Below are 22,738 nucleotides of genomic sequence, written 5' to 3' on the forward strand. Positions count from 1 at the left end.
TTTTAAAAGTTCAAGTTAAGTCCCAATGACAGTACAGTTGGTACTGGGATATTATCAACAGTTGTACGCTCCGGATCCGATCCGATATAATCTTTTGGAGTAAACCAAAATAGATTCTCTCCTTGAAAATAAACTCGTAATCCCGTCATTCCCCAAAATTTGCTGATCATCTCCTCGGGTAAAGAATACCCTATTTGCAGATTTCTTATTTTGAAATAAGAATTCTTCCTAAATAAATAATCAGAAGTTCTAAGGTCATTGAATGCCAATGACAAGGATGGAATATCGGTATTGGTATTGGTCGGAGTCCAGGCATTAAGAACACCAAGTCCGGCATTCTCCCTTCCTTGCGTAAAATTGTTCCATAATATATAAGGATCCTGACCAATTCTTCCTGCTACCCCAGAACCAAAAACGGAAAAATCAAAATTCTTATAACCAAGATCTATTCGGATACCATACTCTAGATCCGGCAATGTATTTCCAATAAAATCACGATCATCGGAATCTATTACATTATCCCCGTTAAGATCCTGGAATTTTAAGCCTCCTGGTCTTGAACCTACTTGAGTTGGGCTAGCATCGATATCTGCCTGACTTTGGAAAAGCCCATCCGTTTTGTAGCCAAAAATTGAAAATTGAGACTGACCTAAAATAGAATTGGCAGCGGTTCCAGGAAAACCTGCCCTAACCTCTTCTGGAAGAAATGTAATCTCATCCTTAAAGGCACCAAAATTTGTAGATACTCCCAGAGAAAAACCACTTTCCCAAGTTTTGGAATAGGCAACGGAGAGTTCCCATCCTTTGGTCTGTGTGGTAGCTCCATTTAAAACACGCTGTTGCCCCTCACCAATAACAGAAGCGATTGGCGGGGTGATCAAGATATCACTGGTTTTTCTGGTAAAGTAATCAAAGGTACCCACCACCGCATTGTTAAATAGGCCAAAATCCACACCAAAGTTGTATTCTTTGGTCGTTTCCCATTTCAATGCCGGGTTTGCCGCTTGAATGGAAACAAAGCCTGATGGCAAGGTTCCCCCATTATTTCCGCCTAGATCATAAGCTGTTCCAACATTATAATATTGATTGAAAAAATCTGGAATATATTGATCCTGATTTGGACCGTAACGGGATTCGTATAGACCAAATCTGGCCAGATCACCAATAGATTGGTTACCCACTTCACCATATCCAGCCCGAAATTTTAAATCCGACACCGCTCCTTCATCATTGAAAAAATCCTCTCTACTAATTCTCCAACCCAAAGTTGCCGCTGGAAAAACACCATATCTATTTTCATCACCAAATCGTGAGGAACCATCCCTACGCACGGTTACTGACGCTAAATACTTATCTGCAAATGCATAGTTCAATTTTCCAAACTGTGACAATAGGCTGCTTCCACTGGAACGACCTGTATTGGTCCTAGCTCCTGTAGCCGCATCCAGAACAAAATAAGATTCCGTTTCTACCGCAAAACCATCGGCAATAGCGGTAACCGAATCAAAATCATTTTTAATGGATTCTGTTCCAACCAGTAGACCAAAACGATGATCCCCCAACTCCAAATTGTAATTTAAAGTATTGGTGAACACAACGCTAGTAAATTTATTGGTGTCCAAAATCAACCTATTATTGCTCCTATTGACAAATCCATTGGCTACCTTGGGCTCTATGTCTTTGCGTTTAAAATCATTATAATCCAGGCCAATACTAGTCCTGAAGGTTAAATTGTCCAAAATTTGAAGTTCTGCAAATACATTACCAAAAATATTGGTCCTTTCCGTATTGTCCCATCTATTTAAATACTGCATCAAAACAGGATTGTTACGATCTGAATATCCCGCACCCAATGGCCCTCCATAATTACCATTACTGTCGAACAAAGGTATGGTAGGCGCCAAACTTATTGCCAGTGCCGGAGTAGGGGCACTACCAATATCGGTAGAGGCCAAAGTTTCATCGGAGGTGGTAAAAGCAGTATTTACCCCGATTTTCAATTTGTCATTGAACAATTTAAAATTGGAATTTAATTTCCCGGAAAATCTTTCATAACCTGTATGTTTTAAAATACCTGTATTCTTGAGATGCCCCAAATTAATGAGATGAAAGGACTTGTCCGTTCCTCCAGAAATAGAAACTTCGTTATTATAAACATAACCAGTTTCATAGGATTCCTCTTGCCAATCAGTATCCCCGGCAGGCACGTTGGTATCACCACCAACATAAGGCTGAAGTGTAACACCATTTAGTACAGGATTATTAAAATCACCGTTCCAGTCAAAATTATAGATTTCACCATAACCTCCGGTTGGATCTGCACCATCATTAACGGAAGCCCTCCACAAGGCCTCTCCACGTTGTATGGAGTTCAACATATCATACCTTTGTTTTTTCTCTGACTGCACGGATAGGTTAGAATTTATGCTTACCCTATATTTTTCATCCCCTCCTGCTTTGGTACTGTTCTTGGTGGTTACTATGATGACCCCATTACCTGCCCTAGAACCATAAATGGAAGAAGCGGATGCATCTTTTAGAACCTGTACAGATTCTATGGTACTTGGGTTAAGGCCTGAAAAGACTTCTTGACGAACAGTTGGCACCCCATCAATTACATATAGCGGATCATTATTTCCCAATGTTGTAACCCCACGAATTAGAATACGGCTACTGGTACCATTTGGATTTCCAGATTTCTCTACGAATAGTCCCGGCACCCTTCCCTGTAAAGCCTGCATAGCATTACCCGAACTTAAACTTTGACCTTCAACAGGACCAAGTTCCACAACGGTAATGGCTCCGGTTAAATCGGCCTTTCTTTCCGTAGTATACCCGGTTAATACCACCTCGTCCAACATTTGCGCATCTGGCTGTAATACAATTGTGAAGGTTGTCTGTCCATTTACCGGAATCTCCATGGTTAAAAAACCAACATAACTTACCGAAAGTGTTGCTTCTGAAGGCACTTCATCAAGTGTGAAGTTACCGTCAAAATCTGTTGTTGTACCGTTGGTAGTACCCGCCACTACCACAGAGGCACCTGGCAATGGCATCCCATCATCCTGGGAGGTCACCGTACCTTTTATCTGTTCTTGGGCCAATAGCCCCAGGGGAACAAATGTCATTAGCAATAAAAAGAGTTTTAGTTTCATAATTGAGTTGTATTTAGTTAATATTAAGTTGATTCACTTCTAACAAATCAAGCACAAAGTCTTGATTGACCGTCTCTATTGAAAAAGTCTCGAATGGTGCATTGGGAAAGAAGATTTCCGTCATTACCGTGGACCCTTCATCAAAAAATAATTCTATGGATGTCTTATCCAGAAGGATAGTCCCGGACAGCATTTTACTGCCGGAAATTCGTTTTGCTACACTTTTCTTATTCGAGAAAGTATCGGAAAATCCTGTTTTACCTGATTTATTACGATCGATGTAAAAAGTATCATCGATGCCGTTGTATCCAAAGAGCAATTCGTCCCCTTGCTTGTTGGAAAGCTTAAAAGTGAAGCTATCTTTTTTTATATCTGAAATATTGAAATTCATTGCAGCCCTAGAAAAATTTATCTTTTCTGAATTGATGAGTACCAATTCCCCATTCACTGCAATATTTTCTTTCTTATACTTTGCACCTTTATAGGCGTCAATTTCATCAACTGGCTTAAAAGCCAACCTATAGGAATCTGCATCCTTGATCAATTTTATCTCCCTTGCCACGGTCATGGCACTACGCCAGGTCTCGGTAGGTACTTCGTTGGCATATTCCCAATTGGACATCCAGCCCATATAAAATTTCCCTCCGTTCTTGGAGGTAACATTGGAAAAAGTTACCCCGGCATAATTGTCCTTCCCAAAATCGATCCAAAAGTTCTGACCCTTGTTAAGGACTGTTTCAAAATCCTTATCCATGGTAAATTTTGTACCATCAAAGTCACCAATAAAATATTGTGTAGCACTACCGCCATTTGGACCTCCAGGATTAACACTTACATAGAGGACCCATTTGGTTTCATCAGTACCCTCTACTGGAACAGGAAATAGATCTGGACATTCCCAAACACCACCATGAGTTCCAATCTCCCTATTCAATTCCTTGCCGAAATCCGACAACAGCTCCCAGTTTTTAAGGTCCTTTGAACCATAGAACATAACTTTATCTTGGGCAGCCAAAACCATGACCCATTTCTTATGCTCCTCGTTCCAGGATAACTTGGGATCCCTGAAATCTCTAATTCCTGGATTTTTTATGACCGGGTTTCCTGAATATTTGGTCCAAGTAAGCCCTTCATCCAAAGAATATGCAATGGCCTGAGACTCAACATCGATTCCATTGGCCTTTTCAATTTCCATATTATGATATGTAAACATGGCAATTATCGGTACTTGTCCCCCTGTCCCAAACCCAGAGGTATTTTTCAAATCCACCACTGCACTTCCAGAAAAAATATATCCCAGATCATCCGGATATAGTGCAATGGGCTGCTCCTTCCATTCTACCATATCGGTGCTTATGGCATGCCCCCAATGCATGGGACCCCATTTATTACCGTCTGGATAATGTTGATAATACAAATGATAATACCCATTGTAATGGAACATCCCGTTGGGATCGTTCATCCATCCAACCTTAGGTGTAAAATGGTAATTTGGACGATACAATTCCTCTTCCGCATCCGCAGTACTTTCCTGCTGGACAATAATGTCAGTGTTCTCTTTCTGCCCTTGTTCCTTGCATGCGAAAACCATGAACAGACCAGCAATGGCAACAACTAATTTTAATCTATTTTTTTTCATACTTTCAAAAAATTGGGTTTAAGTTTTATCTATTTATTCTCTTTAACCACCTCTACCTTCTTAGTATTTCCGCCATTGGACTTACTCAAGGATTTGCTCAAAGCTTCCAAGGAAACCCCCTTTGTTTCTGGCATAATGAAAGCCACAAAGAGCAATTGTAAAAACATCATAAAAGCAAAGAAGGCAAATACTGTTCCTGCTCCAATAGAGGAAAACAAGACCGGAATCAAGGAAGGGATTACTGCCGCCAAGACCCAGTGGACCGAACTTCCAAAGGATTGTCCGGAACCTCTTAAATGATTTGGGAAAATTTCGGATATAAACACCCAGATTACGGTACCTTGCCCTACGGCATGTGCGGCAATGAAAAGGAATAGAAATATAGCCACGGACATTCCTTCCCAATCAAAGAAAAAAGCACAGGACACCAAGGTGAGTGAAACGATATAACCAAAAGATCCTAGGTACATTAATTGTTTTCGACCAAGTCTATCGATCAGAAAAATACCCAGGAGAGTAAAAAGCAGATTGGTGACCCCTATTCCAATACTGCTCAATAATGCAGTACTTTCTCCCAGACCTGCCTCTTCCAAAATTCTAGGGGCATAGTATAGAAAGGCATTAATACCGGAAGCCTGATTAAAAAAGGCCATACAAAAGGCAAGAATTAATGGGAAGCGGTATTTCTTTATAAAAATGTTTTCGCCCGGTACTTTGTTTTCATTCTCCTGATTTATTTCCAACATCAATTTTTCTACATCCTGACCAGGATTTATCACTTTTAGTACATTTAGAGCTTCTTCGGTACGAAGCTTGGTCAGAAGCCACCTTGGACTCTGTGGAACGGTCATAACAAACAGGGTATAGATTACGGCAGGAATGGCCTCTACCCCAACCATCCAGCGCCAGGCATTTTCACCTATACCACTTAATAAGTAGTTGGAAAAAAAGGCTACCAATATTCCGAAGACAATATTAAATTGGTACAAGCCTACTAATTTACCCCTATCCTTGGCCGGGGCTATTTCAGAAATATATGCAGGCGCGGCAATAGTGGATGCACCCACTCCCAATCCACCTAAAAATCTAAAGAAGGCAAAAGTAACAGGGTCGTTTGCGAATGCAGAACCCAAGGCGGATACGGTATAAAAAATCCCTATCCAGAACAGCGTTTTCTTTCTTCCCATCCTATTGGTGGGTATTCCTCCAAACAATGCTCCCACTACAGTTCCCCACAATGCCATGGCCATTACTATTGTACCATGGAATACATCGGAAGAACCCCATAACATCTGTAATTTTTTGTCCGCTCCGGAAATCACTACCGTGTCAAAACCAAATAGAAATCCCGCCAAAGCTGCAGTAATAGACCAAACCAATATTTTCTTCATATCGCAATTATTAAATACGAAGACTATATTATTACAATTTATTTGGCAATTATTTTGTCAATGTTACAATCTGTTATGATTTCGTTAACATTAATTAAAACAAACCCAAAACACTGACAACCAGCACATTAATAGAATTATTTTAACAAAGAAGGATTGACCTAGTTACACTGAGGTAACCCAAAAGTTCAAAATTGATACATGGTAGTGAGGAAAAAAGCTTAAATTACCCTAAAGTGATTTTTTATAGGCCCCTGGAGTAACACCATATTTACTTTTGAAGGCCGTGGAAAAGTAATTTGGGGAGGAAAATCCTGTACTATACCCTATTTCCGACATGGAAAGATCTGTGTTTTCTAGCATGGTTTTTGCATTTTCCAATCTATAATTGGAAATGTAATCGCTTACACTTAATCCTATTATTGCTTTGACCTTTCTATACAATTGAACCCTAGAAATATTAAGCGCCTCAGCTAAATTTTCGACAGAAAAATTGGTATTGTCAAGGTTCTTTTTTATTTGTTCATTTAGTTGCCGTACAAATAATTGTTCAGGGCTCCCAAACGCTTGTCCCTGATCAATTTTATGAATGTTATTGGTATAATAATACCTTAACTTTTCTCTGTTATAAAGGAGCGACTTTATAGATTGTGTTAGGATGGAATAGTTAAATGGCTTCGTTAGATATAAATCGGCCCCGCTTTTAAGTCCCTGTAGAAAAGAATCCTTATTGCCCAAGGCTGTTAAAATAATAACTGGTATATGCGATGTTCGCAAATCGTTCTTTAAGATTTCACAAATTTCAAATCCATTTTTATCGGGCAAGTTTACATCACATATAATAACATCAGGAATATTCTCAAATGCCAACTCAATACCATCGGTACCATCGGATAAGATCATATCATACTCAACACCTAGTTTATTCTTTAGGAAAAAACTCAAATCCCGATTGTCCTCTATAAGTAGAATTGAATAACTATCCTCCCTAATCTTGGTATCGAGATCCATATAGTTATCATCCATAGTAATATCTTCGGTAAAATCACTCAACGTTGTATCCGCCAAATCTGGGTCAATTACAATTTGATCTTCATTAAAATGGGTATTTCCTTTAAATAGGGTAATAATAAATTCTGTTCCGTGATAGGATTTAACTTCAATTTTACCAAGATGAAGTTCCACAAATTGTTTACTAAGATGTAAACCTACCCCTGAACTATTTTTCCTATTATTGGAACCCTTAAAAAATGGAGTGAATACATTTTTTAATTCGTTTTCCGGAATTCCTATTCCATTGTCCTTAAAGTGAATATTAACCGTGCTTTCCCCCAAATTATCGTGAATCTCAATATCTATTCTTCCATTATCCGGTGTAAATTTAAAGGCATTGGATAAAAGGTTAAAATAGACTTTATCCATTAAATTTCGATCGATAAACAAGTCCAAATCTTCATTATTTGTGGTAATATTGAATTTGATACCCCTCTTTTTGGCCTCCCCGATAAATTCTTTAAATATATTATTGGAGAATCTGAAAATATTGGTTTCGGAAGCCCTAACATTGAAATTTTGGTCCTCCACTTTCCTAAAATCCAATAAATTATTGATTAGCCTTAGTAATCGATTGGAGTTATTTTGAATCAGCTCCACTTCAAATCCAGTTTTAAATCCCTTTTGCCTGTCCGTTTCCTTTAGCGATTCTATGGAACTCATAATCAAGGTGATAGGAGTTTTAAACTCATGGGATAGCCCTGTAAAAAAATTCAATTTTGCCTCATTACTATCCTTTACCTCATTGGCTATTTTCTCTATTTGATTTCTTTGTACAGTAATCTTTTTATTGATCAACTCCAGTTGTCTATTCTTCTTGGAAATAGCTATTTTGGAATATATGCTATAAACGGCAAGACCAAATATAATTACCGAAAATATAATAATGATTTTCAGAATATTATTTTGTGAATAGTAGAGCTGCTCTTGTCTTTTAATAGCGGAAATCTGAGATTCAATGAGACCTTGCTGTTCATTTATTTTACTGAATTGATTCTGCATTATATCAGCATTAAACTGATCAATAACAGTGGTGCTCAGAATATTATTTGTAGGCACCACCTCAGCGTTTAAAATTTTCAAGGCGATCTTAATTGCTTCAGCACCACCTGTAGGATACAATATCGTCGCATTTAGAACCCCATCTTTTACTAATTGTATGCCTCCGTTAGGTCCATTAAGTCCGTCAACACCAATGATTTTTATATGGCCTTCCATGCCCAAATTCCTAGCTTCCTCCCAGGCACCCTTGGCCATTCTGTCGTTATGGGCAAAAATATAATCTACAGGTCCGGTTCTTGACAATAATTCTCGTAAACTTTCCGTGATGGATTCCTTCTCCCAATCCCCTTCTATGGTTCCTGCAAATTTTATTTTGGGAAATTTATCCAAAATCTGATGAAAGCCTAGACTCCTTTCGTCAGCAGGGGAAGATCCAGCTAGACCCCTTATTTCAATAACACTTAAAGAATCCTGTACATTGGAAACAATGATTTTTGCAGCATTACGGCCAACTTCAATATTGTCTGCACCTACATATGCCGTGTATTTTTGATTGTCCGTTTTCCTATCAACTACCAGAACCGGAATCCCGGCATTCATTGCCTCTTCCACAATGGGAGTAATGGGTTTGGATTGAATAGGGGAAACAATAATAATATCAACACTGTCAGATATGAATTCCTTTAACTGTGCTATTTGCTGTTGAACATTGTAGTTTGCGTTAGAAATGCTCAAAGTAACATTGGGGTACAAAGAGGCTTGTACTTCCATGGCATTATTCATAGATTGCCTCCATTCGTCATTTAACATGGCCTGCGAGAAACCTATCCGCACTTCCTCTTCTTCAGTCTGTTTTGCACACGAAAAAAGAAGGATAAACAAAGAAATAACAGATATAAAAAAATTTCTTTGGGTTCTCATAATAATTATGCTAAAGTGTGATCTTCACAAAATTGAAATATTCAAGTAGACACTTCCAATATATTTAAAAAAACTTTCAGAAGTTCATCATACTTTAAATTTATGATTTAATCAATTCTTATACTATTCTGCCAATATAAATCTTGAGTTATAGGCCGTAATATACTCTATTAGCCTTGCTTAGTTTTCTTAATTTTATTAAGTCGTTGTTTTTAAATCGGTTCATTTTCTTAATCAGGTACCCCAACTTCAATATCTACTTCCAATTTCTCCCTTAACAATTGCATATCATCTGATACCTTTCTCTCGATGACCTTGGCGTAAATTTGAGTTGTTGCCAGTTTCGTATGCCCCAGCATTTTAGAAATGGTTTCAATGGGCACCCCATTGGTTAAGGTGACAGTGGTAGCGAAAGTATGCCTAGCCATATGAAAGGTGAGGTTCTTTTGGATTCCCGCCGGCTGGGCTATTTCCTTTAAATAGGCATTTAGTTTTTGATTTGATATTTTTGGGAACAAGGTGCCGTTGATTACAGACCGTTTATCATCCATATAACATCTTATCAAATCCAATGCTTTTGATAGAAGAGGGATCTTTACTGCATTTCCCGTTTTTTGCCTTTTGGTAATAATCCAGTAGCTTTCATCCACCCCCAATACCACACTCTGCTTAGTCAAAAGCATCAAATCTGCATAGCTAATCCCAGTATAACAACTGAATATAAACATGTCCCTTACAGTCTTTAAACGTTCAGAGTCAATATTTAATTCCTCTAAGTCCTTCAGTTCTTTGGCGGTTAAAAATCCTCTATGTGTGGGAACCAATTTTTGTTTGAATTTACGGAAAGGGTCTTTGTCTATCCATTCAATTTGATAAGCCAGGGTAACCATTCTGCGAAGTCGCTGTATATGTTTCATAACCGCATTATTTCCAATTTTCTTTTGGTAGTGCCTAGGTGTATGACCACGGAGGAAATTCTCAAAATTCAAAATAAACTGGTAATCGAGTTCCGACAACTCTATGTTGTCCATTTTGTATTCTTTTTTTAAAAAAAGTAGGATATACTTTTGGCTAATGAGGTATAGCCGTGAAGTATTGTGATGGAGTTTGTGGAACATTTTGGCATTGTGATATTCGATAATATCCTTTATTGTGTAATGCACTACTTTAGCATCCCCAACAAATTTGGATTTGATTATCTGGGGAGTGATACGCCTGCCCTCTGCCCTTAATTCCTGATAGCATTGAAAAAGATTGGAATGCACCTCGTCAAGGTATTGATTGTGGTCCCGCGCATTTTTACCCGTTCCCTTTATCCTTTGCTTCTGAGGGTTCCAAAGCTGTATATCGATTCGCCTCTTAAGGCTAATATTGAGCTTTTTCCCATCTACGGTTATTCTTGCATAGAGTGGAGCAAGGTTATTCTTGGTTCTTTTAGCGTATATCCAGAATAGGATAGAAAATGTTGTGGTAGAGCGCATAACAATCATCTTTAAGTTGAACTAAATTGAAGACGAAAGTCAAATCACCAAAAAAAGTTCATCTTAGACCTTGAAAATAAGTTGCTTCAAGTTACGAAAACATTTAAAAAAAATGTTGACGATTTGTGAACTCTATCGTTTGATATCAAATGACATCATTTGATATCAAAATATATCTAAAACACTGTAAATCAGTTTAATTTGTATTAAATTAACCCACTTTACAAGTTAAAAAGTGACCTCACCAAGAATCGAACTTGGATCTAAAGTTTAGGAAACTTCTATTCTATCCGTTGAACTATGAGGCCATTGGCAGTTCATTATCTAAAACCGCGGGTGCAAAAGTAAAATTTATTTGATAAAAATACTCGATACTTTATGGATAGTTTTTGAATAATTGCAATGGACCCTCATTTTGAACGATTTTTTGCGATAGAACATTAGGAATTTCCTGATTTCTATCCTTAAAATGCCACAATTCTTATCCTATACCCCCATTTGTTAAAAAATTGGATTTATAACAGGAGTATGGAGATATTTTTTTACATTGCTTGCTTAAACGTTTAAATTAATTTGAATAATTATTCCAGACCGCTCATGCAAAACCGCAAATATACCCTTGGAGTCGATTATGGAACGGACTCCGTAAGGACCATGGTAATCGATACCAGCAATGGCAAGATTATGGGTCAGGCCGTTGCCACATACGAAAGATGGGGCCAAGGCAAGTATTGCCAATCAGAAACCAATCTGTTTAGACAACACCCCTTGGATTACATTGAAAGCCTAAAAAAAGCGGTCAAAGAGACCATTGCCCAACTTTCACAGGAAGTCATAAACAGTATAGCCGCTTTGTCCGTCGCCACCACCGGCTCAACACCCATAGCTATCAACAAGGAGGGCACGCCCTTGGCAATGCTCACGGGCTTTGAAGAAAATCCAAACGGCATGTTTATCCTTTGGAAAGATCATACAGCCATTGGGGAAGCCAAAGAAATCAACGAATTGGCACACCAAGAAAATGGCATTGACTATACCAAATACAGTGGTGGGGAATATTCCTCTGAGTGGTTTTGGGCCAAGATACTGCATACCCTGCGCGTAGATAACAAAGTACGTGAAGCGGCCTTCTCCTGGATAGAACACTGCGACTGGATTCCCGCACTCCTCACAGGAAATACCGATCCCCTAAGTATAAAAAGAAGCAGGTGCGCGGCAGGACACAAGGCCATGTGGCACCCAGACTGGGGCGGTTTGCCCCCTGAAACCTTTTGGTCCAAATTGGACCCGCTCCTAACCGGATTAAGAGCGCGTTTATATAAAGACACCTACACTTCCGATGAGGCCGTTGGAACCATTTCCGACGAATGGGCACAAATACTAGGCCTACCCAAGAATGTAATTATAGGCACCGGATCTATCGATGCCCATATTGGTGCCATTGGCAGTGCCATAAAACCCTATCATATGGTAAAGGTGATCGGCACCTCTACCTGCGATATGATGGTTGCTCCAAAGGAGGAAATTGGGGAAAAGGCCATCCGCGGTATCTGTGGACAGGTAGATGGCTCCATTATTCCCAATATGATCGGATTGGAAGCTGGTCAATCTGCCTTCGGCGATCTTTACGCCTGGTATAGGGAATTGTTGATGTGGCCCGCAAACAAAATCATTGGGGACAGCAACTTATTGGATAGGGAAACCAAATCAAAATTGTTGGAAGAAATGGCCGATGGCATCCTTGCCGAATTGACTTTGGCTGCCAGCAAAATAGAAATCGACACTTCTGGAATAATTGCGCTCGACTGGATGAACGGCAGGAGAACTCCAGACTGCAATCAAAATCTTAAAGGAGCCATTCAAGGTCTGACCTTGGGAACTACGGCCCCACATATCTTTAGAGCTTTGGTAGAGGCCACGGCCTTTGGATCAAAAAAAATAGTAGAGCAATTCCAAGCGGAGGGAGTCCGTATAGACGGTATTATCGCTATTGGCGGGGTAGCCCAAAAGTCAGAATTCGTGATGCAGATCCTGGCCGATGTGCTCAACTTCCCCATTCGGATAATTAAATCGGAACAGACCTGTGCGCTGGGTGCAGCCATGGCAGCAGCGGTAGCCTCGGGAATCTACAACACCTTTCTTGACGCACAAAACGCTATGGGCAGCGGATTTCAAAAAGAATACTTCCCTATCCCGCAAAATGCCAAAAAGTACTTGGAGCTGTATAAAAATTACAACGCATTGGGCGATTTTGTAGAAACCCAAGAATTACAAAAAGCCTAAAAAAACAATATATAATACATCAAAATTTAAGTAATGCAAAACAAACACAACCATCTAGGAGCAATACCCAAAGTAGGGATTAGACCGGTAATCGATGCCCGTTTAGGCGGCATTAGGGAGTCATTGGAACAGACCACTATGGCCATGGCCGAACGTGTGGCCAATTTCCTTTCCAACAACCTAAGAAACTACAACGGCAGCAAGGTAGAATGTGTCATTGCGGATACTACCATTGGTAGGGTACCGGAGGCGCAGAAATGTGAGGAAAAATTTCTTAGGGAAGGAGTGGGACTTTCCATTACCGTAACTTCTTGCTGGTGTTACGGCACCGAAACCATAGATATGAACCCTACCCGACCAAAAGCTATTTGGGGATTTAATGGTACAGAAAGACCCGGTGCCGTGTATTTGGCCGCAGCCTTGGCCGGACATGCGCAAAAAGGGGTGCCGGCCTTTAGTATTTACGGAAAGGAAGTGCAGGACAGCGATGACGAAAACATTCCAGAGGACGTTCAAAAGCTATTGTTGCAGTTCACCAAAGCCGGACTGGCAGTGGCCATGATGAACGGTAAGTCTTACTTATCCATAGGTTCTGTATCCATGGGGATAGCCGGATCTATCGTAAACGAAAATTTCTTCCAAGACTATCTGGGGATGCGCAACGAATATGTAGATATGAGCGAGGTAAACCGTAGGATGCAACTTGGAATATTTGATCCTGAAGAATTTAAAAAAGCCCTAAAATGGACCAAGGATAACTGCAAGGAAGGTAAAAATTACAACGCCAAAGAGCTTCAAAAATCTAGGGAGCGTATGGATGAAGAATGGGAAACCGTTGTTAAAATGACCTTGATTTCCAGAGATTTAATGATCGGCAACCCTAAATTGGCAGCATTGGGCTTCGGTGAGGAAGCGCTGGGACACGGCGCCATTGCCGCCGGATTCCAAGGGCAACGACAATGGAACGATTATATGCCCAACGGGGATTTTATGGAGGCCATCCTCAATTCCTCATTTGACTGGAGCGGCATTCGGCCACCATATATGATGGCCACTGAAAATGACAGTTTAAACGGCATTTCCATGCTATTTGGTTATCTATTAACCAACCAAGCACAAATGTTTTCAGACGTAAGAACCTACTGGAGTCCCGCTTCCGTAGAAAGGGTCACTGGTCACAAGCTTCAGGGCAAGGCATCCAACGGGATTATACACCTTATCAATTCTGGATCTTCAACCTTGGATGGTACAGGACAACAGGAAATAGACGGGAAACCCGCCATGAAACCTTTCTGGGAGATTTCAGAATCAGAAGTTACAAAATGTCTGGAAGCCACAGACTGGCCACCAGCTATGTACGAGTATTTTGGGGGAGGTGGATACTCCTCCCATTTTGTTACCAAAGGCGAAATGCCCGTAACCATGTGCAGGATCAATGTGGTAAAAGGCTTGGGACCTGTAATGCAAATAGTGGAAGGATGGACGGTAGAACTACCTGACGATGTACATAAAACTTTGGACGCGAGGACCAACCCAACCTGGCCCACCACCTGGTTTGCTCCAAGATTGAACCAAGATCAAGCCTTTAAGGACGTATACAGTGTCATGAACAATTGGGGGGCCAATCACGGCGCTTTCAGTTATGGCCATTTTGGGGACGAATTAATAACACTCTGTTCCATGCTCAGGATTCCGGTAAATATGCACAATGTTGAACCCGAACGTATTTTTAGGCCCAAGGACTGGGCTTCCTTTGGAATGGACCAAGAAGCGGCCGATTACAGGGCTTGCCAAAATTACGGCCCACTTTATTAAGCCAGTAACAGATTTTTCGGACTGCAAGGAACCACCATATTTTATATATTGAAGAAAATTAAAACTATGTCCTCACCCTGACACAAAATATATGACTAACAAAAGATGCACTTTGATTATTGCGCTGCTGTACTTTTTCTGTACCCTCAGTCTACATGCACAGCTTGTACAAGAATCTGTAAAACATGTAAAAGTATATTATGAGCCGGGTATGTTTGGCGGCTGGCCCGCCAACCATGGCGCATGGAATTGGGGCGATGAGATTTTGGTAGGTTTTTCTAAGGGCAATTACAAAGATTTGGGTCCCGACCGTCATAATTTCGACAAAGAAAAGACGGAGCTTCATATGCTGGCCCGTAGTCTTGACGGGGGTGAAACATGGACGGTGGAAAACCCTGGAGCGGTAGACGGAGATTTGGTGGTTCCCGATAACGGCAGTTATCACGGTCTAATAAGAAAAGACGTAAAGGCACCTGAACCGATTCCTGCCGAACAAATAGATTTTACCAACCCTAATCTGGCCTTTACGGTACGTATGACAGATCATCATGGTGCAGAATCACGCATTTGGTATTCCTATGACAGGGGACGCGATTGGGAAGGTCCGTATAACTTGCCCAATTTTAATACACCTGGAATTGGAGCTCGGACCGACTATATTATTGATGATAAAAATGAGTGTATGCTCTTTCTTACTGCTGCCAAAGCCAATGGAAAAGAGGGTCGTGTTATGTGTGTAAAAACAATTGATGGCGGTAAAAACTGGGACTTCGTTTCATGGATTGGACCAGAACCTGATGGATTTTCCATAATGCCCGCCTCGGTAAGATTGTCCAATAATGAAATTTTGGTCACTACCCGCAGAAGGGAAGATTCACGCAGATTTATAGACGCCTACTTATCAAAGGACAATGGGGCAACTTGGAGCCCTTTGCCCAACCCAGTGGAAAATTGCGGCCAGGGCAATCCCCCAGCCATGGTTAAAATGAAAGACGGAAGAATATGCCTGATCTATGGTTACCGGGCCTTAGAGGAGGATATCAATAACAAGCGGGACAAGAGTGAAATCAGGGCCAAAATTAGTAATGACAATGGACGTACATGGAGCAAGGATTATGTGTTACGTGACGACGGATCCGGAAAAGATCTTGGCTACCCAAGGGTAGTACAGCGTGCAGATGGTAAAATTGTAGCCCTCTATTATTTTATGGACAAGGATACTGGTCCTGAACGCTATATTGCGGCCACCATTTGGGATCCTCCATCCACTGAAGATTAAATTTCATTATCATAAACATACAGCCTAAAATAAGTTCCCATTTATTGATTGTCAAATAGATAAAACAAAAATCACCATGAAAAGCATTCACTATTTTCTAACAGCACTCACTTTTATCATTTTCTCCTGCAAGAGCAAAACGGAGAAAACTGCAACAACAGAAGAACTTAAAAGCGGCAGCGATATTACAGGTAATTTCACATTGCCCCCCTTGTCCCAACCTGGTCAAGGTGCCTATCTAAGCGGAGAGCTTATCTACCCCTTGGATAACAAACCCACACCGGAATGCCATGCCTCTACCATAGTGGAAACACCCACTGGGCTGGTGAGCGCATTTTTTGCAGGTACCCATGAGAAGAACCCAGATGTTGGTATTCGGGTATCACGCATGGTAGATGGTAAATGGACATGGCCGGAAGAAGTGGTGAATGGCGTGCAAAATGACACTCTGCGTTACCCTCTTTGGAATCCAGTACTATTTCAGCCGGCAGAAGGTCCGCTGTTGTTGTTCTATAAAGAGGGACCAGACCCAAGGACTTGGTGGGGCATGTTGATGACATCTTCCGATGGGGGAATAACATGGTCCAAACCGGAAAAAATGGGAACGGACGAAAAAATTGGGCACTTATTGGGCCCTGTCAAAAATAAACCTATCCAATTGGAAGACGGAACTATCATTAGCCCTAGCAGCACGGAAATTAAATTGGAAGATGGCGATGTGGATTGGATGGTTCACTTTGAAATAAGCAAGGACAATGGCAAGAACTGGGAGGTAGTCGGACCAATAAACGACGGGAAGGAATTTGATGCCATTCAGCCCAGCATCCTTACCTACCCCAATGGGAAAATGCAGGTTTTATGTAGAACAAGACAAAATGTAATTTCCCAAAGTTGGTCCGAGGATCAAGGCCAGACCTGGAGTAAAATGACCGCCACAGAACTTCCCAACCCCAATTCGGGAACAGATGCCGTGACATTAAAAGATAACAGGCAGTTGCTTATTTACAATCACACCACCAAGGAAGGAGAAGAGCCCAAAGGCAGAAATATGATCAATCTGGCGATATCCGATGACGGCATCAATTGGAAGCCTGTCATGACCTTGGAAAATGTTCCGGCAGAATCAGGATACTCCTACCCTGCCATCATACAAACTGCGGATGGCTTGGTGCACATTACCTACACCTATGTAAGACAGTCCGTTAAACATGTGGTCATAGACCCCAAGCAACTATAACCTGGCATAGGAAAATGGTAGATGGGATAGTCTGGAAACACTTATGATAAACAAAAAATAAGCATGAGAAATTTGAGGGGTTCGGTACAATTATATTTCACGGCCATATTGCTGTTATTTACAGTTACCCTCCTGTGCTATGGTTGTAAAGGGAATAAAACCCAAGACTACCCAGATCCCGTGACCAATCCTGAAGCCAAATTGATGCTGGATGGGCATTGGTTTCAAGATCCACATGAAATTGATTTTGACAAACTCCCTAAAATTCCCTTGGAACATACCGTGGTAAGCGATGTTACCCCAGACGGAGTTAACCAACACAATTACCTGGCGTACCATGACAATCGTTATTGGATTATGTGGAGCGATGGTCCAGGGGTTGAGGACAGGGTGGGACAAGTAGTAAAATACTCCACCAGCAAGGATGGCCTAGAATGGGAAAAACCTAAATTCCTTACTCCCTATCCCGAAGGATCTGAACCGGAATCTCCCCATTACAATACAAGAACAGATCAAGGGCTTCGTTGGATTTCAAGAGGATTTTGGGAATACCAGGGCGATTTTTTGGCCTTGGCCTCCTTGGACGAGGCTAAGGGCTTTTTTGGTCCGTCCCTAAATCTCCATGCCTTTAAATGGAACAAAGATTCCGAATTTTGGGAATACCATGGAATAGTTATGGAAAATGCGATCAATAATTTTCCGCCCAAAAAATTACCTACGGGGGAGTGGTTAATGTCGCGCAGATCCTTTGATTATGTTGAAAAGGGAGTTGATTTTATGGTTGGGGCAAAAGACCGTTTTGACCAATGGGAAGTATATCCTGTTTTTGGATCAAGTACGCACCTTGAAGCCGAAGAGCCCTATTGGTGGATTTTATCAGACAATAAAAACCTGATGGCACTCTTTAGGGACAATCGCAAAAGCGGGTTTTTGTATCGCTCTTTTTCAACGGACAATGGCCGAACCTGGAGTCCACCGGTACAGACCAACTTTCCGGACGCAAGGTCCAAATTTCACGGCCTCCGATTACAGGATGGCAGATATGTCCTGGTCTCCAATTCCAATTACAAAAAAAGGGACCCTTTAACCTTGGCTATTAGTGATGATGGCATGGTTTTCACAAAAATGGGCTATTTGGTAGGAGGAAGGCATATTGACTACCCCCATGTATTGGAGCATAATGGATATCTATTGATAGCCTTTGCCGGGGACGCCAAACAAAAAATAGAAGTGGTTAAAGTAAAAATCTCAGATTTGGGTAAAATTGGATTGAACAATAAATAATCTACAAGACAAACATGCCCATCCAAATTAAATCCACTTTCTTTTGAAATGACGAAATATTTAATTATCATTGCTTAATCGTTAAAGCAAATTAACGCCTTGAAAATCAATTTCGTTTATTCACACCATTAAAGTAATTTAAGGATTTTACAATTAACCAACACTTAAGTAGCGCGAATATCCTACTTTTAGAGCATATACATATAACCTAAATAGCCAATACCAATGAACAGTTTAGATTTAATCGTATTCTTTATTTACATAGGTGGAATAGCCCTTTTCGGAGGCTCGTTTTTCAAAAAGAGTAGAACTTCCTCCTCCTATACCATGGGCAACAACGACATCCCTGGCTGGGTAGTTACCATGTCCATTTTTGCAACCTTTGTAAGTAGCATAAGTTACCTTGCCCTACCCGGAAATGCCTATCAATCCAATTGGAACGCCTTGGCCTTTAGCCTGTCCCTTCCCATTGCCTCCTTGATAGCCGTAAAATATTTTGTTCCCCTTTACAGAAAGATCAATAGTCCCTCTGCCTATACCTATATGGAACAACGTTTTGGCGCCTGGGCTAGAATCTATGTTTCCCTATGTTATTTACTGACCCAGCTAATGCGAATCGGGACCATTTTATACCTCTTGGCCCTTACCTTGAACGCCATTGTTGGTTGGGATATGGTGACCATCATTATTTTTACCGGTTTGGTAGTATCCATTTACTCCATGTTGGGTGGAATAACTGCGGTTTTATGGACTGATGCCATACAAGGCATAATTCTAATTGTTGGCGCCGTGGTCTGTGTTGGCTTTATTCTCTTTAATATGCCAGAAGGTCCGGGACAAGTATTCGAAATAGCTGCAGAGAATGATAAATTTGGACTGGGAAGTTTCAGTCCTAGTCTCACAGAACCCACTTTCTGGGTGGTACTCGTCTACGGGATATTCATTAACCTTCAAAATTATGGTATAGACCAGAATTATGTTCAGCGTTATATGGCCTCCAAATCTGATAAGGAAGCCCAAAAATCGGCCCTGATCGGTGGTTTGATCTATCTGCCTATTTCAGCGGTATTTCTATTTATCGGTACCTCGCTTTTTGCCTACTACCATTCCGCCGCTACGTTACCCATAGAACTTCAGGATATAGACAAAGGAGATAGTGTATTCCCCCATTTTATAGTGAATGCCCTTCCTGCAGGGATAACAGGACTAATGATCGCCTCCATCTTTGCGGCAGGGATGAGTACCATATCAACAAGTTTTAATAGTTCCGCAACCGTTTTTCTTACGGATTATTACAACAAGTATTTTAAAAAGACAGCATCGGACAAGGAAGGAATGCGAGTGCTCTATATTTCATCGGCCATCATTAGCGTTATAGGAATCGTTATTGCCATAGCCATGATCAATGTAAAAAGTGCCTTGGATGCCTGGTGGAAACTCTCCTCCATTTTTAGTGGAGGCATGTTGGGACTGCTACTTTTGGGATTATTTTCCAAAACTAAAAACGTAAAAGGTGCCCTAATCGGGGTATTGGTGGGTATTTTGGTCATTGTTTGGATGAGTTTATCAGGCACCCTCTTCGGAGAGGATTCCCTTGGCGCTTCCTTCCACACCTATTTGACCATTGTATTTGGAACTGCGGCCATATTCCTAGTGGGTTTCCTAATATCCATATTCAATAAAAAGACCGATGAAATCTATGAAAATTGAATAAGGCAGTAGTCTTATTGGATGGAAAGGGTACAGGAATGGAATTTTGTTATTAATCACAAAACAAAGGCCAGTGTTTCCAATTAGTATGAATTTCGTAATTTTGTCCTTTTGAAAATAGTTGCCCCCATACCTATAACCTACTTAATAACAATATATTACACACAAGATTGGCCCAAACTTGCCAATTTTAACCTAAGAGGCACATGAAACCTAAAACATCATTGAAGGATATCGCAAAAATTGTGGGTGTTTCCATACCCTTGGTTTCATATGTTTTGAGCAATAAAGGCAAGGAGAACAGGGTATCCGAAAAGACGGCAAAAAGAATAAGGGAGGTAGCCAAGGAATTGAATTATCATCCCAACTGGAATGCGAGAAGCCTTAAGACCAATAAAACACGGTCTATAGGAGTTATAGTGGCCGATATTTCCAACCCCTTCTTCTCCAATTTGGCAAGGACTATAGAGGATGAAGCTTTTTCCCAGGACTATACGGTGATATTTGGATCTTCGGATGAAAAGGTGGAAAAATTCAACAAGGTTTTGGATTTCCTTAAAATGAGACAAGTAGATGGTTTTATCATTGCCGCCCCAGAAGGTTCCCGAGAAATCATTGCCGATCTGGCCAAGGCAGGAATTCCCTTTGTACTGATAGATAGATTCTTCAATGACCTTACCACCAATTACGTTACAGTAGACAATTTTAAGGCCTCTATGCAGGCCACCAACTATTTGCTGGGAAAGGGAAACAAAAAAATTGGGGCCGTACTTTACAATTCAAGCTTGCACCACTACAAAGAAAGACATCAGGGCTACGTAGAAGCCCTTAAAAAGGCCGGACTGACCGTTGATGCCGAATTGATAAAAAGAATTAATCACGGATCCCTAAAAGCAGATATGAAAAGGGTGGTAAAAGAATTGGTGCAGGATGCCGGAGTAGATGCCATTTATTTTCATACCAACACCTTGGCCGAGGAAGGTTTGACCCAAATGTTGGGCTTGGACAGGAAAATACTTAAAAAGGTAGATGTGGTCGTATTCGACCAAAATTCGTCATATAATTTCTTGGAAGACCCAATCCCATATCTCCATCAGCCTATTAAGGAAATAGGACAAAAAGCATTGCGTATCCTTATAGAACAGATTCAGGAACCTGCCCAAGAGCTGCAACAGATATCTTTTGATACCAGCCTGGAAAGCAGTTCATTGGAACCCTAAAAGCCATTAGGGCCCAACGCCTACTAAACCGTTATATTTCCCAAGGAGAAGAATTCCTAAATCAGGTGATTTGGAAAATCCTTTACCTCCTCGCAGCAAATCTGCTCCATTACCTGTTGTAATTCAGTTTTTAAAAGTGAAATGGTATGGTCCCCACCTTTGGCACCCAATGCTGCTACCCCGTACATAAAGGAGCGCCCCATAAAAGTAAATTCCGCACCACTGGCCATGGTCCTGGCGATATCCGGACCACCCCTTAGTCCGCTATCCATCATCACCTTTATTTGGTCCCCATATTTTGCAGCTATTCTGGTTAAAGGCTTTATGGTAGACTCGCCGGCATCCAATTGCCTTCCCCCGTGGTTGGAAACTATAATACCATCCAATCCGAGTTTAATGGCGCTTTCCGCATCAGCCTCATTCGCAACTCCCTTAATCACCAATTTGCCCTTCCACATATCCCTTATCGGTTTTATCTTCTCTTCATTTAATCTTCCGGAAAAGGTCTTGTCCATGAATTTACCCAATTGCGCCAAATCCAAGCCTTTGGGCATATAGGGTTTAAGGGTTTCAAAGTTGGGCTGACCGTGAATTAGGGTCTGCATGGCCCAATTTGGCTTGCCCAATATCTGAAGTATATTCTTTACTGACATTTTTGGGGGCATGGCCAATCCGTTGCGTACATCCCTAGGACGGAAACCGAAGGTAGGCACATCGCACAAAATAACCAGTACCGGGCATTCCGCGGCTTCGGCCCTTTTAATAATGTCGTCCCTTACGGCATCCTCTGTAGGATGATAAAGCTGAAACCAAGCCTTTCCCTCGGTAATCTCACTTATGCGTTCTATACTACTGGTGGTTACCGTACTTAAAATAAACGGAATATTATGTTCAAAGGCCGATTTAGCCAATATTTCAGGGGCATTGGGCCACATTAATCCTTGGAGTCCCACTGGAGCAATTCCAAAAGGTGCATCATATACATGTCCGAACAATTCGGTCTTCATACTGGAACCGGTATGCTTGCTAAGGTAATAGGGCAACAACTCTATATCCCTAATTTCAGCAGTATTCTTATGTAGGTTTACATCTTCATTACAGCCTCCATCCAAGTATTCAAAAGCGAACTTGGGAATCCTTTTTTGGGCTCTCTTCCTTAAATCTACAACGGATGGATACTTGCTGTTGATCTTTATTTCTTTTTTTTTCTCCATGGCATTTTAATCTGCAATTGTTCTTGAATATTTATCTTTTATTTTCCCCCTCCC

General features: G+C 41.0%; 13 protein-coding genes and 1 tRNA gene. 7 read left to right on the forward strand and 7 right to left on the reverse strand.

What is annotated here, in order from left to right; all coding sequences use genetic code 11:
* Positions 1–2: 2 nt before the first annotated feature.
* The 6 genes from BUA60_RS00820 to BUA60_RS00845 form a co-directional block, all read right to left on the reverse strand.
* Positions 3–3,155 carry a SusC/RagA family TonB-linked outer membrane protein gene (locus tag BUA60_RS00820; protein WP_072859865.1) on the reverse strand — a complete coding sequence of 1,051 codons (3,153 nt, stop codon included), beginning with the start codon at positions 3,153–3,155 and terminating at the stop codon, positions 3–5.
* Positions 3,156–3,168: 13 nt separating this feature from the next.
* Entirely contained in the window at positions 3,169–4,794 is a 1,626-nt protein-coding gene (locus BUA60_RS00825) for a glycoside hydrolase family 32 protein (protein ID WP_072859866.1), read from the reverse strand.
* 29 nt (positions 4,795–4,823) lie between these two features.
* Positions 4,824–6,185: a sugar porter family MFS transporter gene (locus BUA60_RS00830; protein WP_072859867.1), complete on the reverse strand. Its 1,362-nt coding sequence runs from the start codon at positions 6,183–6,185 to the stop codon at positions 4,824–4,826.
* A 231-nt stretch (positions 6,186–6,416) separates the two neighbouring features.
* Positions 6,417–9,161, reverse strand: coding sequence for a substrate-binding domain-containing protein (locus BUA60_RS00835; RefSeq protein WP_072859868.1), 2,745 nt, complete (start codon positions 9,159–9,161; stop codon positions 6,417–6,419).
* A 230-nt stretch (positions 9,162–9,391) separates the two neighbouring features.
* Entirely contained in the window at positions 9,392–10,642 is a 1,251-nt protein-coding gene (locus tag BUA60_RS00840) for a site-specific integrase (protein WP_072860786.1), read from the reverse strand.
* Between the two features lie 236 nt (positions 10,643–10,878).
* Positions 10,879–10,950, reverse strand: a tRNA-Arg gene (locus BUA60_RS00845).
* A 289-nt stretch (positions 10,951–11,239) separates the two neighbouring features.
* On the opposite strand from BUA60_RS00845, the gene BUA60_RS00850 reads away from it, so the two are divergent.
* The 7 genes from BUA60_RS00850 to BUA60_RS00880 all read left to right on the forward strand — a co-directional run bounded on the left by BUA60_RS00850 (position 11,240) and on the right by BUA60_RS00880 (position 21,470).
* Entirely contained in the window at positions 11,240–12,925 is a 1,686-nt protein-coding gene (locus tag BUA60_RS00850; protein WP_072859869.1) for a ribulokinase, read from the forward strand.
* A gap of 33 nt (positions 12,926–12,958) precedes the next feature.
* The gene (locus tag BUA60_RS00855) at positions 12,959–14,740 is read left to right on the forward strand and encodes an L-fucose isomerase (protein ID WP_072859870.1); all 1,782 of its coding nucleotides are present in this window, start codon (positions 12,959–12,961) and stop codon (positions 14,738–14,740) included.
* Positions 14,741–14,831: 91 nt separating this feature from the next.
* Positions 14,832–16,019: a sialidase family protein gene (locus BUA60_RS00860; RefSeq protein WP_084532439.1), complete on the forward strand. Its 1,188-nt coding sequence runs from the start codon at positions 14,832–14,834 to the stop codon at positions 16,017–16,019.
* A 76-nt stretch (positions 16,020–16,095) separates the two neighbouring features.
* Positions 16,096–17,256 carry a sialidase family protein gene (locus BUA60_RS00865; RefSeq protein WP_084532440.1) on the forward strand — a complete coding sequence of 387 codons (1,161 nt, stop codon included), beginning with the start codon at positions 16,096–16,098 and terminating at the stop codon, positions 17,254–17,256.
* A 63-nt stretch (positions 17,257–17,319) separates the two neighbouring features.
* Positions 17,320–18,540 carry an exo-alpha-sialidase gene (locus tag BUA60_RS00870; protein WP_072859871.1) on the forward strand — a complete coding sequence of 407 codons (1,221 nt, stop codon included), beginning with the start codon at positions 17,320–17,322 and terminating at the stop codon, positions 18,538–18,540.
* Between the two features lie 225 nt (positions 18,541–18,765).
* On the forward strand, positions 18,766–20,250 hold the full coding sequence (locus tag BUA60_RS00875; RefSeq protein ID WP_143153103.1) for a sodium:solute symporter family protein: 1,485 nt from the start codon (positions 18,766–18,768) through the stop codon (positions 20,248–20,250).
* A 206-nt stretch (positions 20,251–20,456) separates the two neighbouring features.
* On the forward strand, positions 20,457–21,470 hold the full coding sequence (locus tag BUA60_RS00880; protein ID WP_072859873.1) for a LacI family DNA-binding transcriptional regulator: 1,014 nt from the start codon (positions 20,457–20,459) through the stop codon (positions 21,468–21,470).
* Between the two features lie 56 nt (positions 21,471–21,526).
* Here the strand turns inward: BUA60_RS00880 and BUA60_RS00885 are convergent, their stop codons facing one another.
* Positions 21,527–22,684 (reverse strand): alpha-hydroxy acid oxidase, encoded by a 1,158-nt coding sequence (locus tag BUA60_RS00885; RefSeq protein WP_072859874.1) that lies wholly within the window; start codon positions 22,682–22,684, stop codon positions 21,527–21,529.
* Positions 22,685–22,738: the final 54 nt, after the last annotated feature.

The sequence above is a fragment of the Arenibacter palladensis genome, assembly GCF_900129275.1.
In the GTDB taxonomy this organism is placed as follows: Bacteria; Bacteroidota; Bacteroidia; order Flavobacteriales; family Flavobacteriaceae; genus Arenibacter; species Arenibacter palladensis.